The sequence below is a fragment of the Chamaesiphon minutus PCC 6605 genome (assembly GCF_000317145.1).
GTDB lineage: Bacteria > Cyanobacteriota > Cyanobacteriia > Cyanobacteriales > Chamaesiphonaceae > Chamaesiphon > Chamaesiphon minutus.
The window spans coordinates 3,306,191-3,330,672 of the sequence record NC_019697.1 but is presented as its reverse complement, the minus strand read 5'-3'; the positions used below and the strand labels follow the sequence as shown (position 1 = coordinate 3,330,672).

The following is a 24,482-nucleotide window of genomic DNA, read 5'->3' as shown; positions in this document are numbered from 1 at the left end:
GTTGGATGAGAGCGAATCATCCCTCAATTCAGCAACATCTAGCAGGGTGTTGCTGAATTGAGGGATAATTTTCTGTTGTTGCAATCGAGTTATCTCTTTTCCGCCGAGAGCAGCAATCTATTTTAGATCTAGTAAACCTTGCTCTTTGAGCTTGGGATTGAAGCGAATTTCGGTGTGGACGCCGCGCTGTTGGAGTGTGGCTAAGATAGTTTCTTCGACGCGGCGAGAGACTTGCTTGAGCAGCTTGATTTGAGCGACACCATCGAGATCGGCAAAGCTATCGCTTTCGGCAGCGGTCATGGCATGATGGGTGGAAATCGGATCTAACCATTGGGCACTATCGGCTGCATTGCCAAGGGGGATGCTACCATTTTCGGTAGTCCAGCTCGACTGCACATTTTCGAGAAATGTCCGATTGGGTCGATCGATCGTCGTCACTTTTACCCAATAGCAAGCTTCCGGCTTTCTGACTAAATGTTGTTTGAGACTTAGATAAATATCTCGTGAATAACCGACGAATTGTAAAACTTGCAACTCATCAAAAATTGCATAAATACCAATTCTATTTTGGAGCTGGATCGGTAATTCTCCGCCATCATCAATATATGGTAAAAACTCCAAGCTTCCTAAACTTGGAATATCGGTATTTGATGACATAATTGTTAAATTTTATAGTTGAAAATTTCAGTAATAAGCATTAGGTTTTAGTTACTTCTCTATGACAATGCCTTTAAGCCTAAAGTCTATTCGCTAATTTTTTGATAAATCGCACATAGCCGACTGGGTTGAAATATCTTAGCCGCAAACATAAAATTAGGCGGCACGTTAATAATTAGATATTCTGGGGATTGATGATAGCGTTCGATCTCGGCTGGCATTCCCTTGGGCGTACCCGCACTATAAGGAACGGGCTGAAATAATATTTCGGTAAAAGTTAAGGATTGACAGTTAGCCTGCTCGGCAACTTGTTGGAGAAATTTTTCGCTAGTTAGTAAGCCAAATAATATCGATCGTGCTTGTTGATCGAGTGTGAAACTACCATCAAAGTTTTCAATTACTTTTATTTTCATAACCAAGTAGTTTGCGAGCGACGATCGATGTATGCGGATTTATCGATTGGACATGAGAGCGAGTAGATCGAGCTATGCCCAACCTACTCGTGCGAGCATTTTAGTCAGTCCAGACTTAAACTGTCATAATATCTTTTTCCTTTTCAGCCAACACCCGATCGATTTGAGCACCATATTTATCGGTTAGCTTCTGAATTTTATCTTGAAGATCTTTCGATTCATCTTCAGAAATTTCGCTAGCCTTTTCTTGTTTTTTAATAAAATCGATCGCGTCGCGACGGATATTGCGGACGGAGATTTTACCTTCCTCGGCATATTTGCTAGCTTGTTTGACAAATTCCTTGCGACGTTCGCCAGTAAGTGGCGGAATATTGAGCCGGATTGTCGAACCATCGTTATTGGGAGTCAAGCCAATATCCGAGAGCGAAATTGCTTTCTCGATCGTACTCATGCTACTGCGATCGAATGGTTGAATGGTAATCGTCGTCGAATCGGGCGTCCCGATATTTGCCAGCGACTTTAATGGCGTCGGCGTCCCATAATAATCGATCGTCACTCGATCGAGCAAGCTAGTACTCGCCCGTCCGGTGCGAATGGTATTAAACGATCTCCCGACGGATTCCACCGCCTTCTGCATATGACCTTCGACATCAGCAAATTTCACAAGAACCTCCTACAAAAGTACCAATTGTTTCACCCGCTACCACTCGCTGAATATTGCCCCGTTCAAATAAATTGAAGACGATAATCGGAATATTATTTTCCCGACACATGGCAATAGCCGTGCTATCCATCACCCGTAAATCCCGATCGAGAACGTGCTTAAAAGTCAAACTCTTAAACAGTTTGGCATCAGGATTGGTTTGGGGGTCGGCATCGTATACGCCATCGACTTTGGTAGCCTTAAAAATCACATTAGCATCGATCTCGGCAGCACGCAGCGCGGCAGCGGTATCGGTGGTAAAGAATGGATTCCCAGAACCCGCTCCAAACACCACTACCCGACCTTTTTCGAGATGGCGGATGGCACGGCGACGGATATAGGGTTCGGCGACTTCCTGCATCGCGATCGCGGTTTGGACTCTGGTTTGTACCCCTTTCTGTTCTAACGCATCCTGAAGCGTAATTGCATTCATCACAGTGGCAATCATCCCCACATAGTCAGCCGTAGCTCGATCCATGCCTTTAGCGGAAGCTTTGACTCCACGGAAAATATTGCCACCACCAACGACTATGGCGACTTGGACACCACTAGCAACGACTTCGGCTACTTCTTGCGCGATGGCTTGGACGATCGTCGGATCGATGCCATAACCAAGATCGCCCATCAGGGCTTCCCCACTCAACTTGAGCAATACCCGTTGGTAAGTCGTCCCCATGTTGTTTATCTTCTCAACTCAGATTTTCTCCCATCCACAATAACAGGAAACGGCGATCGATAGTGAATAGTCGGTAGTGGGTAGTGGATAGTGGATCGCGGATGGTCGATAGTAGTGAGCTAGTTGTTAAGGATCTGATTTTGGCGGCTATCTTACGTGCATTGCGCGTTAAACTCTATTCACGATTCACTATCCACTATCCACTATCCACTTACTCATGGATTACTACATCGCGCCTGCATTCTTAGATAAATTAGCCGTCCACATCACCAAAAATTTTCTCGATTTACCGGGGGTAAAAGTGCCGCTGATTCTGGGCGTACATGGGCGTAAAGGCGAGGGAAAAACTTTTCAGTGTGAATTGGTGTTCGATCGAATGAAGGTGGAAGCAATCCACATTTCGGCGGGGGAATTGGAAAGTCCCGATGCTGGGGATTCGGCGCGGTTGATTCGGCTGCGATATCGGGAAGCCGCCGAAATCATTAAGGTACGCGGCAGAATGGCGGTATTAGTCATTAATGATATCGATGCTGGGGCGGGGAGATTCGACCAAGGGACTCAGTATACTGTCAATACGCAGTTGGTCAATGCGACATTGATGAATATTGCCGACCATCCGACGAACGTCCAGTTACCAGGTAGTTATGACTCGACACCCCTACCGCGAATTCCGATTATTGTCACTGGCAACGATTTATCTACTCTCTACGCGCCCTTAATTCGCGATGGCCGCATGGAAAAGTATTATTGGGTGCCGACGCGCGAGGATAAAATCGGGATTGTCAGGGGTATATTTGCCCCAGATAATATTTCCGAGCGCGAAATAGTTAATTTAGTGGATCGATTTCCCGATCGAGCTGTTGATTTTTTCGCAGCGATGCGTGCGCGGATTTATGACGAACAAATTAGAGATTTCATCCACAAAGTCGGCTTAGAGCGACTCTCGATCGAAGTTGTCAATCCGGCATCTGGTATCAAACCCACTTTCCCTAAGCCATATTTTACGCTTGCTCGGCTGATTGAATTTGGCAACCTATTAGTTCAAGAACAAAAATCTGTCGATGAAAGTAGATTGGTAGAAGAATACAATCGCGTCCGCTATGGCGCGCCACCTAAATCTTTTTAGATCGATCGAATCGACCCAAATTACCTAAAATCTCATCTATTTGAATGCCAATTATTACATACAGTCCGGCATATACGATCGTCCCGACTTATGAGTGTTTCAATCGCTGTAGTTACTGCAACTTCCGAGTCGATCCAGGTGCTGACAAATGGATGACACTCGATCGAGCCACTCAAATCTTGGCCGATCTTCAGGATAAAGATGTCTGTGAAATCTTGATTTTAAGTGGCGAGGTGCATCCCCGATCTTCACGCCGCCAAGCTTGGATCGAGCGCATTTACGATCTGGGCAATCTAGCTTTAGAGATGGGCTTTTTGCCACATACGAATGCTGGCCCTTTGAGCTTTAGAGAAATGGAGAAATTAGCACAAGTTAATGTGTCGATGGGATTGATGCTAGAAGCTCTAGATCCAGCTTTACTCGCTGGAGTGCATCGTCACGCACCGAGTAAATTACCTCAAATCAGACTCGAACAACTAGATTGGGCTGGTAAGCTACAAATCCCGTTTACGACAGGGTTACTATTAGGCATCGGCGAATCTGCAATCGATTGGGAAAGTAGTTTACAAGCAATTGCGGATATTCACGATCGCTGGGGGCATATTCAAGAAGTCATCCTCCAACCTTATAGTCCCGGTAGCCAGGAAAGTTTTTCAGGAATGGGTTTTGACATTCAAAAATTACCAGTAGTAATTAGTTTAGCCAGACAAATATTACCGACTAATGTTGCGATTCAGATCCCGCCGAATTTAATTCCCAATCCCGATTTATTATTAACTTGTCTGAATGCGGGTGCGCGAGATTTAGGCGGTATAGTTCCTAAAGATGAAGTCAATCCCGACTATCATCATTTGCAGTTATCAGAATTAACTAGCCTACTCGCCAATGCTGGCTGGGAATTACGTCCGAGATTGCCAGTTTATCCCGATCGAGTCCATGATTTGTCCGATCGATTACAAGCTTATGTTCGCACAAGTAAAGCCTGTCTAGTTTGAAACTAGCGAGAGTGCAGAAAGTATTAGTAGTTGTTATAGATTTGGGGGTACCTATAAGGGGCACCCCTACACAATCGATCCCTTTCTTAAAACCAGTGAGTGGGGAACACTGTACCAAAAGAGAGGGGTTGGGGGTGGGGGCTAAGGGGTTTCAAACATCACCTTAACAACCCAGTTATCAATTATCAATTATCAATTAATTTAACTATTAACTGCTAACTGATTAGCTGCTTCTTCCAACTTAGTTTTTGCAGCGTACAAACGATTGAGCGCGTTGATATAAGCTTGTGCGGAAGCGACGATAATGTCTGTATTCGCAGCATATCCAGAATAAGTATAATCCTGATACTTGAGGCGAATTGTCACTTCACCGATCGCATCGATACCTGCTGTCACCGATTGCACCGAGAATTCGATTAACTGATTCGGTACATCGACAACGCGGTTGATTGCTTTATAAATAGCATCTACCGGGCCAGTGCCGATCGCGGCATCGGTTAATTCTTCACCATTGGGCATCCGAATCGTAACCGTAGCAGTCGGTTGAGCGCGATCGCCGCAAGCGACTTGCACGCGATCGAGAATAAAGATTTCGGGACTTTGTTTGATTTCATCATTAACGATCGCTTCTAAATCTCGATCGGTAATTTCTTTTTTCTTATCAGCGACGTCTTTAAACCTCAAGAAAGCTTTATTCAGATCGTTCTCCGATAAATCAATCCCCAATTCTAATAGACGCGTCCGGAAGGCATTTCGACCGGACAATTTGCCCAGTGTAATTAGATTATCAGTCAACCCGATCGACTGAGCATCCATAATTTCATAAGTGAGCTTGTTTTTTAACACACCATCTTGATGAATGCCCGATTCGTGAGCGAAAGCATTGGCACCGACGATCGCTTTATTGGGTTGAACGAGCATTCCAGTTAGGCTCGATACTAAGCGGGATGTCTTATAAATTTGACGAGTATCGATATTTGTCAGCGACGCGGTAGAATCGACCGGACGACCTAAGAAGGGGTTGAAGTACTGACGACGCACATGTAGTGCCATTACTAACTCTTCTAACGAGGCGTTACCAGCGCGTTCGCCAATACCGTTAATCGTGCATTCTAGTTGGCGCGCACCATTTTTTACTGCTTCCAAAAAGTTAGCCACAGCCAATCCCAAATCGTCGTGTCCGTGAACGGAAATAATCGCCCGATCGATATTGGGGACATTCTCTTTAATCCCTTTAATTAAGGCACCAAATTCAGCGGGTGTTGTATAACCAACGGTATCGGGAATATTGACAGTCGTCGCGCCATTAGCAATCGCACGTTCTAGTACTTCATACAAAAATTCAGGGTCGCTGCGTCCGGCATCTTCTGGCGAAAACTCCACATCATCGACGAAGGATTTGGCATAAGCGACCATTTCGCCAGCGATTTGTAAGACTTCTTTTCTAGTCTTTTTGAGTTTATACTCTAGGTGAATATCCGACGTCGCAATAAATGTATGAATGCGCGATTTTGCCGCAGGTTTGAGAGCTTCAGCAGCAGCTTTAATATCTTTTTCGCTCGCGCGTGCCAAACCGCAAATAATCGGCCCCGATGGCGTCCCGACTAGATTGGCGATTTGTTGGACTGCTTCAAAATCGCCCCGACTAGAGTAGGGAAAACCAGCTTCGATGACATCGACACCCAAGCGTGCTAATTGACGGGCGATCGTGAGCTTTTCCTCGGCGTTGAGGGTTGCACCTGGAGACTGTTCGCCATCGCGCAAAGTAGTATCGAAAATAATTACGCGGTCTGATGATGTTTGTTCGGTCATAACGTTAGATACCTAAAAAATAATAGCGACAAGAGTTACTAATCGGACTGCTAGATACCCGACTTCTCACAAAAAATTGAGTATCTATGTTGACGATATGTTTAAGGTGACAGATGGGTTAGGATGGAAACGCGATTTTTGAGAATTAACTATCGATCGCCAGACTCCTAAATTGAATAAAGACTAATCATAGTCTTTATAAATTCTGTCACCTAAATAAGCACTAGTAACTCAAATAACATGGATGGTATTATTATTTTTGGTTGCTGTTCTAACACTCGAACTGGTTCTCCTATAAAGAATCAACTTTCTCGATGCGTTCGCGAATGTCATTGAGATCGATGTAGCGATCGGTAACATTTCGCAATTCTCTGGCAATCATCCCTTCGGTGGAGATCACTGTGATGTGGGTATTCTTAGATCGCAGTAGCTCGATCGCGCGCTCGAAATCACCATCACCACTAAATAGCACGACTCGATTGTACTGATCTACAGTATTAAACATATCGACCACGATTTCAATATCGAGATTCGCTTTTTGGGAATAGCGACCAGAGGTGTCGTCATAATATTCCTTGAGAATCTTAGTACGAACTGTATAACCCAGGCTGATCAGTGCGTCGCGAAAGCCCCGTTGATCTTGAGCATCTTTCAATCCAGTATACCAAAAAGCGTTAATCAACATTAATTCTGGTTCTTTCGTGAAATACTCTAGCACGCGCCGAGGATCGAAAAACCACCCATTTTTTTGTTGGGCATAAAACATATTATTACCGTCCACAAAGATTGAGAGACGGTTAGCAGCAGAGAACATTATATATATTACCTAGTTATTTTTATAGTTAAGTTAAATCGACTCTCCACTGGAGAGGATACGCCAATATAGACCTTAGCGATTTAGATACAGACAAATTAAGCTAGCACGAACGTCTAGGGCTTAGGAGTACCCAGCTCTAGATACATGAAAATCGAAAGATTGACTTTGGTGCTAAGTTTAGATAATTAATTTTTAAGATATAGAATTTAACACTTTGGCTATCGCCGCTACAACAAGGTGTCGATCGCATGTGGTAGCCATCAAATAATCGGACAACTTTAGCTCGAACGATAGGCTTAGCTCGAACCGAACTTTACCTGTAAAGTTTTGACAGTTAGCATAATAATTTACGAGAATAATGTATATATGAGTTATATCTTACCAAAGTTCGTGCGATTCTCCAAAGGAGATTCTGATAAGTCAGAGGCTACGCTAACGCCAATGGGCTAATGCTCTGTTATCCCAACACTAATCAGTGAATTCACTTATTTCTAAGAGCGTTCTGACTACAATCGTAACTTCAATACCGATGTTATCTAGGCTACATACGGTGTCGGGGGGATAGAGTGTCGATTTTTGGTAAAAATCCATTAGGTTTAGTAGATAGACTTATAATACCCATCAGCAATCGGATAAATCTCTGAAATGGCCAAATTTAGAGCGAGCTAGCGATCGCCTAGAATACAAAAAAAGACACAGCGCGATTCGGTCGGTTGACTCGTGCTGTGTCACCCTCTTAGAGAAGGGAGATCTGTCAAATTTTTGAGATGCTTTCGTACCGAAAAATGTAGGGACTATAGCCAAAGATTGCCCCGTTGCCTCGATCGATTCGAGCAGGAGATCTTCAAACAGGCGCACCGAGAATCGCCCTCAATCGCTCCCGCCATGTTTTGGCTACGACAATATCTTTCAATATGCGATACCACTCATACAAGGCAATTTTGACGGGGTTGTGAGCAGCCAGTGAATGCGTCAACCCATAGATGATGGGTAGATCGGATTTTTCGGCAACAAACGTGCCAAATAATCGATCGAAGATAATCAGCACGCCGCCGTAATTGCGATCGATATATTCAGAATTAGAAGCGTGATGAACGCGGTGATGGGAAGGTGTATTGAATACTAGTTCAAAAACACCCAGTTTAGGAATTAATTCGGTATGAATCCAAAATTGATATAATAAATTTAACGATAGCCCAATGCCAACTGCCATTGGGTGAAAGCCCAACCAACTCAATGGCATAAAAAAGAGAATATTCCCCGACAACCAACCCGTCCAGCCCAAACGATAGGCAGCGGATAAATTAAAATATTGGATGGAGTGATGAACGGCATGAGTCGCCCACAGCCACCGAACTTGATGAGCCGCACGATGATACCAGTAATAACAAAATTCGAGCGAGATAAATAATAAAGGAATACTCCACCACCGATCGAATGACACCGTCAATAATCGATGCTGCCAAGCAAAGAATAAGATCCCTGTAGGTACGAACCTAAACAGGATTTGAGTCAAATGATGAATCAGAAAAATCCATAGTGAAGCAATGCTCTCTTGCCAATGATAATTCCGGTGGCGACTATTGCTACTAAAATATATTTCAATTGCGACCGCTACTAATAGAATTGGGTAAAAAAAGTAAATTAAACCGTGCTGCATAATATCTTCAGGGAGCGGGGAGAACCAATAAAAGAAGTTAAAGTCGAACTAATTTTGGAGCGATAAAAGGGGAGGCTAAATAATTTAGCCTCCCCAGTGAAGTACTCAATTGAGGATAGCAATTCAAAAGGCGATCGAATCGACCTATTTGCCAACAGAACGAGTAGTGGTGCCAGTTTTACCATATGGGCCAGTCCGAGTCGTGGTTTGCTTGCCAGCACCAGTAAAGGTGCGGTTGGTGACACTACTGTTACCATAAGGGCCAGTGCGAGTCGTGGTTTGCTTACCATTACCGTTATAGGAGCGGTTGGTGACACTACTGTTACCATAAGGGCCAGTGCGAATTGTAGTTTGTTGAGCAAAGGCTGCTTGAGAACAGCCGATAATTAGTAATGCGATCGAAATAGATAGATTGAGAATAGATTTCTGCATGATAAACTCCTGGTTATGATGGTTGACTGAGTTAATTAGATCTTTCAGTTACGATTTGCTACCTAATCGATCGTTGTGGTAAAGCAAGTGCATTTTGAATAACTTGCTGCTGTTGTTCGGGTGTGAGAATTTCGTTAAGTTGCGATTTGACCGACTGCAATTTACGGGACAATTTAAATTGTTGCGATCTCGATAGATCGAGAGAGAATAATGCAGCTCTTACCGATTGACCCTGCCCAAGTGCAGCATCAAACTGTTGCACTTGGGTGGAAGAGAGCAACCGTCTGACTAACGGTAAGGTCTGCTGACTGAGTTGCGCTAAACTAGCTGTTTGTGCGGGTTGGAGTTTGACTCCAACCAGTGCGGGGAACAACTGTGTGAGTGCGACAGGTTGAGCTTGGGCGGGCGTTACTACTACGAGGGCGGTCATAACGCTACCGATCGCAATTGCCGTGCGGTGGTGATTCATCAAAGTTCCTGGTTGCTATCGCTCTATGTCTATCAATATAAGCCGGGTCAACCTCGATTCAATAGAGTCGAACGTCCCCATTTATTTGGGATTTTGTCCCGATCGATCGGGGATAAATTTGGTCTCGATCGTTTGGAAATGTTATGCAAGCAAACTCAACAAAAAATCCGATCGTCCTCAGCTAACAAGTTCGATCGGAGATATAACTTTAATTTAGAATTACTAACGTTGGGTTGGATTTCCGGGTTTTGAGCGCGATCGTTAATTACTACTAGTAACTTGAGTAACCGTAACTATAACTACCAGACTTGTAGTTACCATTGCCATCGCCAGCGATATAACCACCTTGCCCCTAACTGCGGTTGCCATAACCCGAATTCTGCGGGACTTTATCCCTAGTCGGTTGGACGATCGATCGGCTATTGTTGAGTTGGTAGTTTTCTCGATCGTCATGAGTTTATCCCTCAGTCATCAGCATTCGTCACCAATTCAGCTCTTATTACGGCTGGAATGGGTATTATTGGCGGTAGCAGCGATCGTCCAAATCCTGGTCGCGATCGGTAACCCCAATTTAGGTTTTCCCGCGCTAAATATGTTGGGGTTGGTAATGTTTGCGGCAATGAGATTGCGCTTGCCACATGATTGGAACTATAAACTACTCTATACAACCGCAGAATTTAGCCTGTTGTTATTACTGACGTTTGGCGGCGAATTTCCATCACCGTCGTTGTTGTATGTCGTGCTGACGCTCCGCAATTGCGTATTGTTAGCCGGACGAGATCCTCACCAAGGACAAGTACGTTTGGCAATTACTTTACTGGCTTTTATTGCCTGTCTGTTCTCTCAAACTTACAGACTGTGGTCTGGTCGGTTGCTGTTTGCAATTCCCATTGCTCAAACTGGCGTAGCGTGGATTGGTTTAACGATCGTGTTTAGCTTAGTATTTTTATTCCTGCATCTGCTGGTAGATACGATTTTGGCGGAGCGCAAAGGACAGGAACAACTCGCTGATGCCAATACCCGCTTGCGTGAATATGCCTTACGGATCGAAGAATTAGCGACGGAACAGGAGCGCAACCGGATCGCCCGCGATATTCACGATTCCTTGGGACACTCACTGACAGTGGTAAACATCCACATTGGAGCCGCCCTGAGATTGCTGCGGACAGACCTGCTAGAAGCCGAAGCATTGCTGCAAGAAGTCAAACAGTTGGGATCTCAAGCATTGCAGGATGTGCGGGAGTCTGTGACGCTCTTGCGTGCCGATCCGTTGCAGGGTAGATCTCGCCAAGAAGCGATCGCGAATTTAGTGAGAGATTTCCAGCGGACTACAGGCATCGCCCCCACTTTTACTGATGAAATCGCCATCCCACTGGCTATCGAACTTGACTTCACTCTCTATCGGCTGGCACAAGAAAGCTTGACAAATATCCGCAAACATGCAAAAGCTACAGAAGTCGCGATCGAGATTCGTCAAACTGAGACAGCAATTACCGCCACGATGCAAGATAACGGACAGGGATTCGATCTGAGCCACAAGCCATCAGGATTTGGACTGCAAGGAATGCAAGAACGTACCGCCGCACTAGGCGGCGAATTGCAAATTACCACAGCACCGCGTCGGGGCTGTCAAATCCAAGTTACTTTGCCCCTCATTGCTGCCGTTCCCGCTGGAGCGAAATCGTGATGATTCGCCTAGTACTGGTAGACGACCAAAATCTAATCCGGCGGGGTTTACGTGCCTTGCTCAAAACCGATCCAGAATTGGAAATCGTAGGAGAAGCAGAAAACGGACTGGAAGCGATTTCTCTGCTAGAAGGCTTTGCCAACGATGCGGTCGAGAATTTGCCGCCAGATCTGGTGCTAATGGATATCCGAATGCCAGTGATGGATGGCGTAGTAGCCACGCGGGAAATCTGTCAGCGGTTTCCCGACACAAAGGTGCTAGTCTTAACCACATTTGACGATCGCGAATATGTCTCCCAAGCTCTCCAAGCCGGAGCATCTGGTTATTTGCTCAAAGATACACCTTTTGAAGAATTGACTCAAGCAATCCGCCTCGTTCGGAAAGGCCATACTCAAATCGGCCCCGGCTTAGCACATCAAGTACTAGCACAACCCGCTCCAAAAAAGGCTTTAGTGGTCTCAACTGGTTGGGAGCAGTTAACCCCTAGAGAGCGAGAAATCATCTGCCTCATCGCCCAGGGGGCAAGTAATCGGGAGATTGCCGACGCTTTATTTATTGCAGAGAAAACAGTCAAAAATCGGATTACCAACATTTTAAGCCAATTAAATTTACGCGATCGCACCCAACTGGCGATCGTCGCTCTCCAAAGAGGTATGGACGATTTTTCTTAGTTAAAAGTCGATCGAAGGGTAAAATTTGGGCAAGCTAAACGAGAGTAGTCGCATAAAATCATCCCCCCGATCGACCTATGGTAAACTCCCGTAACGTCCCGGCTCCACCGCCATCAATGCCTAGCCTATCTACTAATTTTCCGCCACCCCCACCCTCGGCGGCCACCAAACCACAGATAACAGCACCCAGCTACAAACTACCACCAGGACAGCCCAGCATCAGCGCATTGGTGCAGGAAGCTTTTGACGCAGGCTATTCGGACGTGCATGTCGGTGTCGGTGAAATGCCCAGATTTCGCAATCGTGGGGAAATCGAAACCACTAACTACCCCGAAACCGATCTACCAACTTTTATGTCCTGGTTGCATGAAGTGTTGAATGAAGATGATATTCGGACATTTCAGGAGAAGCTAGACTTTGATGGAGCTACCCAATATGACTTCGCGCGGGTGCGGATCAATTTATTTGATTCCCTGTATGGCTATGGGATGGTAATGCGACTGATTCCGATGCAAATTGCCACAGTCGAGGAATTGCGATTACCGCCAGTCTTCCGCGATGTCTGCCACTATCATAAAGGCTTAATTTTGGTCACGGGGCCGACAGGTTCGGGTAAATCGACATCAATGGCGGCAATGGTCGATTATATGAATAAAGAAATGCCGCGCCATATTATCACGATCGAAGATCCGATCGAATTTATTCACAAAAGTAAGCGCGCGCTGATCAAACACCGCGAAGTCGGGGCAAATACACTCAAGTTTGACACCGCGTTGAAAGCGGCACTGCGTGAAGATCCTGACGTAATATTGGTCGGAGAAATGCGCGATCGCGAGACAGTCAATACCGCACTCAAAGCCGCCCAAACCGGACACTTAGTCATCGGTACTTTGCACACCAATAGTGCGATCAAAACCATCGAGCGGATTCTGAATCTATTCAAGCCAGAAGAACAAGCCGTCATGCGGGTATCGCTGGCAGAATCGCTAGTTGCTGTCATCTCTCAAGGTTTATGTCGTACCACCGACGGTAAACGAGCGGCTTATCACGATATTTTAATCAATACCGAAACTGTCAAAGACTACGTTCGGGATGGTAAATATGATGAAATTGCCCCACTAATGACCGATGGCGAATTCGACGGGATGATTACCATGAATAAGTCTCTATTCTCGCTCTATCAAGAAGGCCGGATCACCGAAGAAACCGCTCTCGAACTCTCGCCCACACCTAACGAAATGGCAATGATGTTACGCGGTAAAATCTAAAGCCACAGCCCCGACTTCTTGGATAGTCGGGGCTATCGATCGACGATCGATTATTAATTAATCCCCATCCCCAGATGCCAAGTAGTTACGACAAAGACGATCGCGGCAAACAGGGATAATAAACCTTGCAAAATCAGACCTAGCACCGAACCAAGAACGATTCCGACACCAGCTTTGACCGAAATTTTAACTCGCTCGGCTAGCGGCACCTGACGTGGATATAACAACTCGCCCACAACCGCACCAATAAACGGCCCAAAAAACAGTCCCACCAGTGGGCCGCCCACGGGTAAAGCTGGCAGCAGCCCAAAGAATCCGAGGAATAGACCGACGATCGAACCAATTTGACCCCAATAGCTGGCTCCAGCTTTTTGCGCGCCCCAGATGCCCGATAACTGCTCGATCGCGAAACACATGACGAAGACAACACCAGAGACGACGATCGTCACAGTGGCATTATCCCAATTATAGAGAAATCCCGCCCCGATCGATGTGCCCAAAATTAAGATCGGCCCAGGCATTACTGGGACTACAGCCCCAACGACCCCTACTAAGGTCGTCAGTAGTAAAGCAACATAAATCAGTGTTGTGGTTGTCACGTTGGGGGTATGAATAGTTATTTGATTGCAGTAAATCGCGCCCTACCACTTTGCAAAAAACATTGCATCAAAATGATGGGAACTGGCGATCGAGCGACGGATAGTCTTGATTAGCCTAACAATACTGGCGTGAGTGCTGCAAATGCCTGCATGGCAAATTGCAAGGCAAAGATAGCTAGGATTGGCGATAGATCGAGCATTCCGACTGGAGGAATAAACCGAAATAGATTGAGATAAGGATCGGTAATCGGGCTGAGGAATCCAATAATTTGCTGCATCCAGTCAATATTTGGAAACCAAGTTAGCAGTAATCGGACGATGAGAATGTATGAATAATATTCTAGAAATTTTGAAAAGCTAATGATTAATAAGGGGACGATCGCGGCGTTTTCCATAAAAGTTAGTATCTAAATTCAAATCTACTCAACTTAGTTTAACCGATCGACTGGTAATTCACGAATGGCTTGACATACCGTATTTACCGACTCAATCATTAGTCTAGAGCGGGGAGCGGGAATCGAAAATACGGTACCCTAAATTATGCCGCTTAGTACTAGACGATCGAGCGTCCCGATTTAGATTTAGGCGTCGATCGATTTTTGAGGCTTGACGTCTTCATTGAGGCGTTCGAACGAGGGATCGAACATATCTCCAGGGGGATGTCCGATCGAAGATCTGACAGAATCGATGGCGTTATTTAAGTCATTAATTTTCGCATCCAAACTCTGCCGAGCTAGCTCCATTCGATCGTAGCTCCGCCGACGGCTGGATTTGAGCGGTCTTCTTTCGCCACTGCCTGATAACCTGCCGTTTTCGGTTTCAGCATCGATTTGATTGGATCGTTGAGAGGCAACTGTCGCGCCAACGATCCCGCCGATGACACCACCGACGAGCGTGCCCAACCAAAATCCACCCGTGAATCCATCGCGATTACTCATAGCTCGATCTCTTGAACTTTATATTACTATTCTATAATTATCCCCTAGCCGATCGCCGCAAATGTCATTGGTCTAAAAATTGTTGGGGAGTTGGGAGCGGGGAGCAGGGACGATCGAAAATTAAGACTCTTCTTTGTTAGCTGCTACTTGGCTGGGGATCTCTGCCACATTGGTATTTTGATAATTTTTTAGAGGATGTACTAAAAAAGCATATTCTGTAACGATGCGATCGCCGAGTAAATGCTCTTGAATGATGCGCTCTAATACTGGTGGTGTTGCCGAATGATACCAAACACCGTCGGGGTAGACAACGACAATCGGGCCGTGATGGCAGACGCGCAGACAATTAGCCTTCGTCCGAAAAACAGTCCCAGGGAGCGAGTCAGGACGATCGAGCTTGAGTGCTTTGAGTCTGTTTTTGAGATAATTCCAGGCCACTAAACTCTCGGCTTGAGAGCAACATAGCGGTTTAGTTTGGTCGGCGCAAATCAAAATATGCCGCGAGATCCGATCGAGTCCCAAACTCGCGATCGACTCAGCAAACATCTCAATATCGATCGATTCTTCATCCATAAATGTCCAGATCTCAAATCTGTGCTGGTGACAATCTCTATTATTAACGCAAGTTGCTAATTATATTCGCACGGTGATTGTAGGGAAAGGATATAACAATTTCCTTTACCCTTTCCCCCTTCCACACTAAAAATCTGTAACTAGCAACTTAGTTTATTATCTAACCCAAGTTGCTACCTACAACCTCAGCGGTTAAAAACCGCTGCTCGTAGTGCAAAGTCCACCTTCGCGGACTACTTTATTAGTCCGCGAAGGCGGACTTTGCAGCATTAGCCGCGACTTTAGTCGCAGGCATTCTATAGGTAGCAACTTGGGTTATCTACTGACTGGCGCAGGCGATGCCGACACCTCTGGCGTTGGTGCCAGATTGGTTATCACTTCTAGCTTATAGTTACTGGCGGCACCAGCTAGCGGGACGATCTCGATCCGATATTCCCCCGCTAGTGGCAGAGTGCCCTCCCAATTGACCGTATTTTTGGCATAGACATCGACATTTGCTTGATTGGGCGCGAGGATATTCATCGTCGCTCCCGCAGGCGTGCTGGCGAGTGAAGCCTTGAGTTTGTGACCGACGGGTAAGTTCAGGCTGAATACTGTTGGTTTACTAGGATCGAGCGCGCCTTCTTTGACCAGCGGTTTGCCGACTTCGACACTTAATGCTTCTGCCGTAACTGTAGCAGGTGCTGGGGTCGTTGCTGTAACTGGTGGAGACGGCGGCACGCTCTCAACAACTGGTGGAGGTACGGTAATTGGCGTTGGCGTGGCGATCGGATCTGTAGCTGGTGTGGCTAGAGTTGGTTCGGGAGTTGGCGTTTTGGAACCGCTACTAGAGGTCGTCAGCGATCGACTGACCAAAAATAGCGGGATGATAATAAAGATAACGGCTGCGGCTGTCGAACCCAGCGCAGTTCCCCAGGGGGTGTTCAAGATCCCGCGCAGGGGATTTTGCGGTGGCGGCTGAGTGTTTTTGGCGGAATAGTTGCTAGATTTGACGCTGGTTGTCGTCCGCTTGACTCGCGAGAGTGGAACCGAGCCAGAATTGTTGGTGGTAGAAGGCTGCTCGTAGCCGGATGTCGTTGGGCGAGATGGTATTCCAGTTAGCGGGGTAAGGTTGCCAGTGGCATGTCCTGGTGCTGCCGAAGGCCCTACAAAGTCCGATACCGAGCGCAAGGCTTGAGCGACTTCGTTTGCCGACTGATACCGACTATTGGGCATCCGGCTGAGCATTTTATTCAGAATTTTGGCAAACCATGGGGTGAGAGTCGGCACCCACTGGTGCCATTTCCAAGTCATGGTACTTTTGTCGATCAGACTTTCGGGCTTGCGCCCAGTCATCATCACTACAACCGTCACTGCTAATGCGTAGAGGTCGCTATTGGCATAAGCTTCGCCTGTTTGGAGCTGCTCGCCTGGAGCGTAGCCAGCTTTGCCAACAGTGGTACCTTGGTGAATTTGGGTCGAAACTTCTAGTTGGGTAACGCCTGCTTTGACCACGCCAAAATCGATTAGTACGGGTAACTTATCGCGATCTCGGAAAATAATGTTATCAGGAGAAATATCGCGATGAATGATGCCCATGCCATGAATATGCGATAGTACGGGCAACATATTTTGTAGAAATTCTACCGCTTCCGCTTCGCTAAAAGTTGTATTATTTTTCAATCGATCGCTCAGAGTTTTGGCGACTGTTTTCCCCTCAGCATACTCTTGCACTAAAAAGAGTCGTTTTTGCTCTTCAAAGTTGGCCCTAAACTTCGGGATTTGAGGATGATTGATTTGATACAATACTTGAGCTTCGCGCTGAAATAGCTCCTTAGACTTTTTGAGCGCGTCGCGACCGCGATCGTTAGGGCTAAATTCTTTAAGTACGCACATTTCATCAAAACAACCAGTGTCTTGAGATAAGTAGGTACGGCCAAAACCCCCCTGACCTAATATTTTGGTCACGCGGTAACGCTGTTGAAGCAATGTTCCCAATGGAATTGGTGGTTGCATAACCAGAACTTACGCCTAGAACTAAGGAGAATATAGAGAGTTTACCCAAAAATCGCTAAGAATGTTTTATTCTCTAGCGGCAGCGATTCAAATTTGTTGAGAGAGTGCAAATTGCCTCCACCCACTCGTTCGTGCAGCATTGGCTCTGCCGAATCGAATTCGCAGTTATTGGTAGATTTTGTGTAGATAATCCATAACGATCGCTCTCGATCGATCGCGCTGCAATCTCGATGCCACAACTAGCAAATTCCGATCTTATCTTGTCTAGCCTGACTTACGTAATTATAGTTTCATAATCTCTTCTGTCACAATCGGCAACCGATAAAATAGCGGCATGATAAGGCTAGAGCGGTGAATTGATGGTTAGCTAGTTATATTTGTATAAAGACGATTGCAGCTAGTTTTAGATATCGAACCGCTCTTATCATACCCTCGCATTAGTCAGAATCGTTCATCTATTCGTAAAAAACTGCAAATGAAAATTTTATTAGTTGATGACGAAGCCGCTCTGACAGAACCATTGAGTCGGCTATTGAGTCGAGAAGGCTATACCATTGATGTCGCGACCGATGGTCGCGTCGGTTGCCAATTAGCTACCAACAACAATTACGATCTGCTCATTTTAGACTGGATGTTACCCCATCTAACTGGGCTGCAAATTTGTCAACAGTTACGCGATCGCGGCGATCGTACTCCGGTATTGTTTTTGACAGCGAAAGATACGCTCGACGATCGAGTGCTCGGGCTAGATGCTGGAGCCGATGACTACTTAGTCAAGCCGTTTGAATTGCGAGAATTGCTTGCTAGAGTGCGCGCGCTCCTGCGCCGTCCCCCAACCGCAGATGCACCGCCGACACAATTGCGACTTCAGGTAGACGATTTGGAACTAGATATGGGCAATCAACTTGCTTATATCAAGGGTAAAAGTATCGAACTTTCAGAAAAAGAGACCAAATTACTTGGCTATCTAATGCAAAATGCCGGACAAGTCCTCGCACACGATCGCATCGAAGCCTTTCTCTGGGGGGAAAATACTGCACCGAGTAGCAATGTGCTGGCTGCGCTAGTGCGTTTGCTCCGGCGGAAAATCGAGGTCAAAGGCTCGCCAGAGTTGATTCAGACTGTTTATGGGAAGGGATATCGGATTGGGAGGGGGTAGGAGAATTGGGGATTGGGGATTGGACTTGAGGCTCTGTGTTATCTCTGTTTGCGATCGTCTCTAAGTTTATGATGGTTATCGGTGGCCAGGTTGTCGATCGTCTTCAGAGATTCAATCCCGATTTAAGCAACTGCTCCTGACTCGATCTATCGACTGCATAATGCAAAAAGGTTTTACCAATCCGCAATCCCCAATCCCCAATCCCATAATGCTAAGTTCTCCTGTCATCACCGCAGAGTTGCTACATAGTTATTTAGTTACCGGATCGAATCCCAATTTGACGATCGTCGATTGTCGATTTGCGTTGGCAGATCCAGATTTGGGCAGACAACAGTATGCAGCGGCACATTTGCCGGAAGCTCATTATTTGGACTTAAATCGCGATTTATCGAGTCCGGCTGGGGTTCGTGGTGGCAGACATCCTTTGCCAGACGATCGCGTCTTAGGAGCCAAATTAGCAACGATGGGGATTAATCCCGATACTTTAGTCGTTGCTTATGATGATTCGCGCTTGGGGTTTGCGGCGCGGTTGTGGTGGCTGTTGCGATATTACGGTCACGATCGAGTCGCAGTACTAGACGGTGGTTATAGTAATTGGGTCGAATCTGGCTTTACCGTGACTGCCGAGTTGCCAGCAGCGTCCGCTCCTGGTAATTTTAAGCCACAAGTTAGAACCGAATGGATCGTGGACATCGATCGAGTTAAAGACATTCAACATTCAGCCAAGCATATCCTCATCGACTCCCGCGAACCCGATCGCTATCTCGGCAAAACCGAACCGATCGATCCGGTAGCCGGACATATCCCCAGTGCTGTCAATTATCCCTGGCAAGGTGTGACAAATCCCGAAGGATTCGTTTTATCCGTCGCCGAACATCAACAACGCTGGACGGCAATTTCACCCGATGTCGAGCCGATAGTTTACTGCGGTTCGGGAGTGACGGCTTGTGTGAATTTATTATCTCTAGAGCTAGCTGGCATCAAAGGAGCCAAGTTGTATCCAGGAAGTTGGAGTGATTGGATCTCTAATTAGGCTTTAGATGTTAGGGATTAGGCTTTAGGCTTTAGATATTGGAACCACTGTGTGTATTTGCTCGACCTACTCACAAGACGCTGGCGTCTTCAATATTGAAAACCTAAAGCCTAAAGCCTAAAGCCTAAAACCTACTTTCCCCAATTCCCCCATTCCCCAAGAACATCGGAATAAACTTAGTCACAAAAGCTTGCGGATCGCGATCCCAGGCTTTTTGAGCGGCAGTCATGCGGACTTTTTGGAGTTCGGGATCGAGAAGGGTTTCGGGTAGGCGCGCCATCAGGTATTGAGGACGCTCCCATAGCGGTAGAGTGTTGACGACATCCATTAAGTTATTGACGCGGCGTAATTCGGCACCAAACATGATGTCCATCCCCGATTCAAATGCCGCTTGTTCGATCGCGACAAACTTACGTTTGGCTATTTCGACTTTTTGGCGATGAGCGGGACTTTTAGCTGCGATTTTAGCTAGTTGTCTGGTGCCCCAGCGGACGTGTCCGGTTTCTTCTGGGAAAATTTTCTCGATCGTTTCGCGGATCTTGATATTTTCTTCAGTTTGAGGCGCAGCTTTGAGGGCGTGAATGTGAGCTGAGAAAAACTCACAGCCGCGTTTTTCGGTGACATTAATTGCAGCTAGGGCGGCAATGACACCATCTTCTGCGGTAGTGTAGGTTTCGCGATCGATTAACCGATTGAATTCATCGATGTACGATACACCTGGTGGGGTATCCAGAGGGCCACCCAGATCTACGAGCAAATCTGTCAACCACATGGCATGACGAGATTCATCATTGACGTGATGGGATAGATCGCGAATTAATTCTGGCGGGTTGCCATTGAGCTGCTCGATTAATTCGGTCAGATCTTTGCAACTGCGTTGTTCGTTGTAGCGGTAGCGATTGAGGGTAATGAGGTGAATTTCTCGATCGCTAACTACGCGTTTGAGAATCTCTCTGGCACTGAGACTGTTGTTGAATTTGCGAGGGTAGGCAACTGTCATGATGTTTTGCGAGGATAATCAGATATCAGCTAATGATAAGAATTGTAACGCAATCTCATTTTGGAGGGTGGGAAGCTCGTCCGAAACAGTCGATCGTACCTGAGTGTCGATCGACAGTATGACCTTTTATCTCGATCTCTTTTATCTCGGTCGCTTTATATTCGGATTCATTTTTGTTTGTAGAGCTTTTGACGCGATCTAGCCATAGAGATTTGAGATTCAGAGTTCGGGTGGCATCAGATCGCTCTCGCTGATGGTGTAAGTAATCTGCGGGTAAATAAAGTCCGTTTCGTTATTTTCTCGATGCCGCAGATGGTAGAACTCTTGCCTTTGCTCGTCATTAGCCAACGTCAGCCGCGTATCGTCCGGGAAGTAGGCAGATTCGTCGCGAAACCGTACAAAGGTCTTTGAAGTTCTAAAGGTGATACCCAGCCATTGATTCTCTGGCGGTTGGACGGATTTGTCCATCACGATCTTGTGTTTGAGCCGCCGATTGGCGTCAAGGTCGAACACTACGACACTATTGTGAGTTAAGGGGATCTCGATGAAATCGTCACCAGGCTCCTTTAATTCGACAATCAACTTCCTCGGCGGGTTTGCGAGATCGGGATATTTGTAACACGAGAAAATCGCGATCGACGATTCGTCTGCTAAATCCAGAGCTTGGTCGGAATGACTGCCCATGGTAGTGTAAGCGTTCGTGTAGTTTTCGATGAGAGCGTTGTTAAAGCCAACCGCCAGCGACGCAACTGTCTGAATCTGCCGTGCTAGCCGAGCGTGTACCGATTGAAAGCGTTGCGCTGGGATGCTGTATCTGGTGGTAGTGCGAACGAGCGGGATGTTACCTGTCTCGTCGATCTTTGTCAGCACCGTTCCCTGCCGACCTTTGCCCACATTCTCAAACCGCACCGATGCCCGCAACTCCTCGAACGGGTTGTCTGCGTTGGCTCCGCTGCTCCTTTGGAGAATCGGCAAGGTATAAGATCGAAGCTCATCGGTTAGTTTAGATGCGGGGGGCAAGGTAATCTCCTGCATTCATACTAAACAGAAATCGATCGCCATAATCGATGAAATCCGGGGTATTATTCTCGTCTGTATACAGCTTTCGCAGCTCATCAATGCCTTCGATCGTCGGTGATTCTAGCGGCACTAACTTTCCGTCCCGCTTGAGGAAAGTATGACCGTTCTGGTGAACCGCTTCAGTACTCGAACAGCGAACCACATAACCCAATCGGGTTGGGAGCAATTCGGCATCCAGCATCGACGACCGGATCTCGTGCGTATATAACCGATTGGTAGACAGCGGTATGAAGAACACAGAGTTAGGATACAAGGTCAATGCAAACTGACGGGGAAGGTTTTTGTGTTCGGGCAGTGCTGCAACCGACTCTTTGAGCCGAAAGTGGAGCTTGGTCAGCCCGCTGGTACCTTTATATCCGTAATCAAAGGCATCCTCGGTCAGAGGACTTAGCTTATCGAGTCGATCGTAGAAGGTGCAGAAAGCTATGATGCCATTTACAGGCATATCCTTGGTTTTGTCTGCGTGTGCAGAGATCTTGGCTTTGGACTGCTTTTTGGCAGCGGCAGCGGGGGTGTTATGGTAAATCTGTGCTAGGACGTGATTGAGCGGTGCCTGGTGCTGGAAGATAAATGCTGCTTTCTGGTTCAGAGCATCGACGATGTACCTGTCGGTTTTGCGAAAGTTCTCGGTTGGCCCCGATAGGTTTGTGGAACATCTGAGCAGGCGAAAGTGCAGATCTTCACCTTCTTGCGTGACGGGTGTAAGATAGATTCCCGTGCGATGAGCCTTCCCAGGTTTATTAGACTCCGTGAGGGTTTGGAATGCGTGCTCTGTAGAGATCCGGTTGAAAAGGTCGCAGTCTAGGTCAAAAAAACGTCGATAGTACACGCCGACACCATGCACGAGCATAGGCATCCGACCCAAGTCTACAAGCTTCGAGATCTTACCATCGTCTTCTTTGTTATCACCGTGCGAGAGCCTTTCGATCGCGATCTTAGCCCCAATAAAGTCGGCGATCGAGCCTTCATTTTCTAACTTCAATGGCGAGATCTGGATGTTGTTTGGATCGCAAATGCGAGCTGCTGTTTTTTCCATTGTGCGTATTCAACCCTACCTGTTGTAATTTTATAACAGCGGCAATAAATCGCCATGTGGTTAATGTTCCATACTTCAAGGAGGTTTTCTCCATCAGCAATAATTTCCATGGAAGAGGGTAGATCGTAAAGGGTAGTTAAAAAATGCTGACATTTTCCCCAAGTCTACTCTTTCTCCTGTTTGCTAAAGCTGCTACTTAAGCAGAGGCATTCGTGACAAGTTAAGAAAATCAGAGATTTGTCAAAAGGGTAATAAAAAGATGCCAAACTGTTTCTAGTCAAGAGTTTGAGGGAATAGAGGCCTGATGACCAGCCGCCGAAGAAGTAACCGCGACCACGCCAAAAAGAACCACCAACCAGGTGTGGAAGATGAGATCATCGCCGCTCAAGTAGAGGCTTTATTGACACCAGCAATTTTCAATCAAAGTCATTACTACCGACAATTAGGGCTGAGAAATCGGCTGTTAAATTTACCCTTGATGATGGCAGCAGTGCTGACGCTACTGTGGCGGAATGTGCCAGGAGTCAGAGAACTAAGCCGAATGTTAGGGCGAGTAAGGATTTTTGTGGTGTGAGCCAACACAAGTAAGTCAACAGGCGATTGCACAAAGATTTCTGACCTTTCCATCTGAGTTATTTGAGAGAGTGTTTAAGGAATTACTGCCAGAATTTAGAGTGAAGTGGCACCAGAGAAAACAGCGATTGTTGCCACAAAGCATTGAATTTGCTCAAGCAAAATTTGAGCGGATTTGGGCATGTGATGGCTCCACATTGGAAGCGATATTCAAGAAATTAGATAGCTTATCTGATGTGCCAATCGGACAACTAGCGGGAAAAATGGGAGTAGTCATAGATTTGGTGACGAGATTGCCGATTGAAATCTGGTTTAGAGAAAATCCCAAAGCTTCAGATGTTAATTTTGAGAAAGATATCCTGAATTTAGTAACATCGGGCACTTTATTGCTCTTGGATCGAGGCTTCTATCATTTCCAATTTTGGCAAGAATTAATTAACAGAGATATTCATTTTATTACTCGATTAAAAAAAGGTGCATCGCTACAGATAGAGCGAGTATTTAGCAATAGTTATAGTATCCGTGACCGAATAGTGCGGATGGGGTCTGGCACCAAAAAGACTCCATATATAACTGTAAGATTAGTCGAAATTAAAGTGGGTAAAGTCTGGTATTCTTATCTAACTAGTGTACTCGACCCATTGAATCTTCCTCCCTATGTAGTCGCCGATTTGTACGGAAGACGGTGGCGAATTGAAGAGGCTTTTAATACTGTTAAACGATTGCTCGGGTTGAGTTATTTATGGACTGGTTCAGTTAATGGAATTAAATTACAGATGTGGGGGACTTGGCTGTTTTATGCAGTTCTAGTCGATTTAGGTGATGCTGTAGCTGATGAATTATCTCTCCCATTCGACCGCATTTCTTTAGAGATGATTTATCGAGGTCTTTATCACTTTCATGTAGCTCATCATAAAGGTTTAGCTGCCAATCCAGTCACCTATTTTGCTGCCCCAGAGAATCAAGATTTAGGTATTGTTAAAACTGTTCGTAAACCTAATGTTAAGTTAATTATTGCACCTTTTCCTGATTCTATGAGTCGAACAGACAATTTTTTCTTCGACTCATCGCCTCAAGCCCGCTTGACAAGTGCGATCGCTTCTTAACTTG

At 46.1% G+C, this 24,482-nt stretch carries 23 protein-coding genes and 2 pseudogenes; 8 read left to right on the top strand and 17 right to left on the bottom strand.

Annotation, left to right across the window (positions count from 1 at the left end; all coding sequences use genetic code 11):
* Window positions 1-117 precede the first annotated feature (117 nt).
* From CHA6605_RS15235 to pyrH, 4 genes are all read right to left on the bottom strand, one after another.
* On the bottom strand, window positions 118-657 hold the full coding sequence (locus CHA6605_RS15235; protein WP_015160326.1) for a GIY-YIG nuclease family protein: 540 nt from the start codon (window positions 655-657) through the stop codon (window positions 118-120).
* Window positions 658-743: 86 nt separating this feature from the next.
* Window positions 744-1,070: a hypothetical protein gene (locus CHA6605_RS15230; protein WP_015160325.1), complete on the bottom strand. Its 327-nt coding sequence runs from the start codon at window positions 1,068-1,070 to the stop codon at window positions 744-746.
* A gap of 115 nt (window positions 1,071-1,185) precedes the next feature.
* On the bottom strand, window positions 1,186-1,734 hold the full coding sequence (frr, locus tag CHA6605_RS15225) for a ribosome recycling factor (RefSeq protein ID WP_015160324.1): 549 nt from the start codon (window positions 1,732-1,734) through the stop codon (window positions 1,186-1,188).
* A complete protein-coding gene (gene pyrH / locus CHA6605_RS15220; RefSeq protein ID WP_015160323.1) occupies window positions 1,721-2,449 on the bottom strand; it encodes a UMP kinase in 729 nt (242 codons plus the stop codon). The genes frr and pyrH overlap by 14 nt, the downstream gene beginning before the upstream one ends.
* Before the next feature lie 217 nt (window positions 2,450-2,666).
* Between pyrH and CHA6605_RS15215 the strand changes: the two are divergent.
* Window positions 2,667-3,557: pseudogene (locus tag CHA6605_RS15215) on the top strand (AAA family ATPase); the annotation flags it as partial.
* A 62-nt stretch (window positions 3,558-3,619) separates the two neighbouring features.
* Window positions 3,620-4,570, top strand: coding sequence for a 7,8-didemethyl-8-hydroxy-5-deazariboflavin synthase subunit CofG (gene cofG / locus CHA6605_RS15210; protein WP_015160321.1), 951 nt, complete (start codon window positions 3,620-3,622; stop codon window positions 4,568-4,570).
* 201 nt (window positions 4,571-4,771) lie between these two features.
* Here cofG and CHA6605_RS15205 read toward each other — a convergent pair whose 3' ends face one another.
* The 5 genes from CHA6605_RS15205 to CHA6605_RS15185 form a co-directional block, all read right to left on the bottom strand.
* The gene (locus CHA6605_RS15205; protein WP_015160320.1) at window positions 4,772-6,382 is read right to left on the bottom strand and encodes a 2-isopropylmalate synthase; all 1,611 of its coding nucleotides are present in this window, start codon (window positions 6,380-6,382) and stop codon (window positions 4,772-4,774) included.
* Between the two features lie 292 nt (window positions 6,383-6,674).
* Complete coding sequence (locus CHA6605_RS15200) at window positions 6,675-7,196, bottom strand: LabA-like NYN domain-containing protein (RefSeq protein ID WP_015160319.1); 522 nt, start codon at window positions 7,194-7,196, stop codon at window positions 6,675-6,677.
* 847 nt (window positions 7,197-8,043) lie between these two features.
* On the bottom strand, window positions 8,044-8,859 hold the full coding sequence (locus CHA6605_RS15195; protein ID WP_015160317.1) for a sterol desaturase family protein: 816 nt from the start codon (window positions 8,857-8,859) through the stop codon (window positions 8,044-8,046).
* 144 nt (window positions 8,860-9,003) lie between these two features.
* Window positions 9,004-9,291, bottom strand: coding sequence for a hypothetical protein (locus CHA6605_RS15190; RefSeq protein ID WP_015160316.1), 288 nt, complete (start codon window positions 9,289-9,291; stop codon window positions 9,004-9,006).
* A gap of 58 nt (window positions 9,292-9,349) precedes the next feature.
* The gene (locus tag CHA6605_RS15185; protein ID WP_015160315.1) at window positions 9,350-9,760 is read right to left on the bottom strand and encodes a Spy/CpxP family protein refolding chaperone; all 411 of its coding nucleotides are present in this window, start codon (window positions 9,758-9,760) and stop codon (window positions 9,350-9,352) included.
* 346 nt (window positions 9,761-10,106) lie between these two features.
* On the opposite strand from CHA6605_RS15185, the gene CHA6605_RS15175 reads away from it, so the two are divergent.
* The 3 genes from CHA6605_RS15175 (at window position 10,107) to CHA6605_RS15165 (ending at window position 13,386) form a co-directional block, all read left to right on the top strand.
* Window positions 10,107-11,447, top strand: a complete 1,341-nt coding sequence (locus CHA6605_RS15175) for a sensor histidine kinase (RefSeq protein WP_157259999.1) — start codon at window positions 10,107-10,109, stop codon at window positions 11,445-11,447.
* Window positions 11,447-12,118 carry a response regulator gene (locus CHA6605_RS15170; RefSeq protein WP_015160313.1) on the top strand — a complete coding sequence of 224 codons (672 nt, stop codon included), beginning with the start codon at window positions 11,447-11,449 and terminating at the stop codon, window positions 12,116-12,118. Before CHA6605_RS15175 ends, CHA6605_RS15170 begins: the two co-directional genes overlap by 1 nt.
* Window positions 12,119-12,195: 77 nt before the next feature.
* The gene (locus CHA6605_RS15165; protein WP_015160312.1) at window positions 12,196-13,386 is read left to right on the top strand and encodes a type IV pilus twitching motility protein PilT; all 1,191 of its coding nucleotides are present in this window, start codon (window positions 12,196-12,198) and stop codon (window positions 13,384-13,386) included.
* Window positions 13,387-13,439: 53 nt separating this feature from the next.
* Here CHA6605_RS15165 and CHA6605_RS15160 read toward each other — a convergent pair whose 3' ends face one another.
* From CHA6605_RS15160 to CHA6605_RS15140, 5 genes are all read right to left on the bottom strand, one after another.
* Entirely contained in the window at window positions 13,440-13,985 is a 546-nt protein-coding gene (locus tag CHA6605_RS15160) for a DUF456 domain-containing protein (RefSeq protein WP_015160311.1), read from the bottom strand.
* Window positions 13,986-14,095: 110 nt separating this feature from the next.
* The gene (locus tag CHA6605_RS15155) at window positions 14,096-14,380 is read right to left on the bottom strand and encodes a YggT family protein (protein ID WP_015160310.1); all 285 of its coding nucleotides are present in this window, start codon (window positions 14,378-14,380) and stop codon (window positions 14,096-14,098) included.
* Between the two features lie 186 nt (window positions 14,381-14,566).
* Window positions 14,567-14,923 (bottom strand): ssl2009 family thylakoid membrane protein, encoded by a 357-nt coding sequence (locus CHA6605_RS15150; RefSeq protein WP_015160309.1) that lies wholly within the window; start codon window positions 14,921-14,923, stop codon window positions 14,567-14,569.
* Between the two features lie 120 nt (window positions 14,924-15,043).
* Window positions 15,044-15,496, bottom strand: a complete 453-nt coding sequence (locus CHA6605_RS15145; protein WP_015160308.1) for a (2Fe-2S) ferredoxin domain-containing protein — start codon at window positions 15,494-15,496, stop codon at window positions 15,044-15,046.
* Window positions 15,497-15,811: 315 nt separating this feature from the next.
* Entirely contained in the window at window positions 15,812-17,491 is a 1,680-nt protein-coding gene (locus tag CHA6605_RS15140; protein WP_015160307.1) for a protein kinase domain-containing protein, read from the bottom strand.
* A 475-nt stretch (window positions 17,492-17,966) separates the two neighbouring features.
* On the opposite strand from CHA6605_RS15140, the gene rppA reads away from it, so the two are divergent.
* Window positions 17,967-18,650, top strand: coding sequence for a two-component system response regulator RppA (rppA, locus tag CHA6605_RS15130; RefSeq protein WP_015160306.1), 684 nt, complete (start codon window positions 17,967-17,969; stop codon window positions 18,648-18,650).
* A 208-nt stretch (window positions 18,651-18,858) separates the two neighbouring features.
* Entirely contained in the window at window positions 18,859-19,683 is an 825-nt protein-coding gene (locus CHA6605_RS15125; RefSeq protein WP_041549439.1) for a sulfurtransferase, read from the top strand.
* Window positions 19,684-19,807: 124 nt separating this feature from the next.
* On the opposite strand, the gene CHA6605_RS15120 is transcribed toward CHA6605_RS15125, so the two are convergent.
* The 3 genes from CHA6605_RS15120 to CHA6605_RS15110 all read right to left on the bottom strand — a co-directional run bounded on the left by CHA6605_RS15120 (window position 19,808) and on the right by CHA6605_RS15110 (window position 22,799).
* The gene (locus CHA6605_RS15120; RefSeq protein WP_015160304.1) at window positions 19,808-20,683 is read right to left on the bottom strand and encodes a ferritin-like domain-containing protein; all 876 of its coding nucleotides are present in this window, start codon (window positions 20,681-20,683) and stop codon (window positions 19,808-19,810) included.
* A 219-nt stretch (window positions 20,684-20,902) separates the two neighbouring features.
* Entirely contained in the window at window positions 20,903-21,703 is an 801-nt protein-coding gene (locus CHA6605_RS15115) for a hypothetical protein (protein ID WP_051039016.1), read from the bottom strand.
* Window positions 21,687-22,799: a hypothetical protein gene (locus tag CHA6605_RS15110; RefSeq protein ID WP_015160302.1), complete on the bottom strand. Its 1,113-nt coding sequence runs from the start codon at window positions 22,797-22,799 to the stop codon at window positions 21,687-21,689. The genes CHA6605_RS15115 and CHA6605_RS15110 overlap by 17 nt, the downstream gene beginning before the upstream one ends.
* Before the next feature lie 304 nt (window positions 22,800-23,103).
* Between CHA6605_RS15110 and CHA6605_RS15105 the strand changes: the two are divergent.
* Window positions 23,104-24,478 (top strand): annotated as a pseudogene (locus CHA6605_RS15105) (IS4 family transposase).
* The last annotated feature ends 4 nt before the right edge of the window (window positions 24,479-24,482 follow it).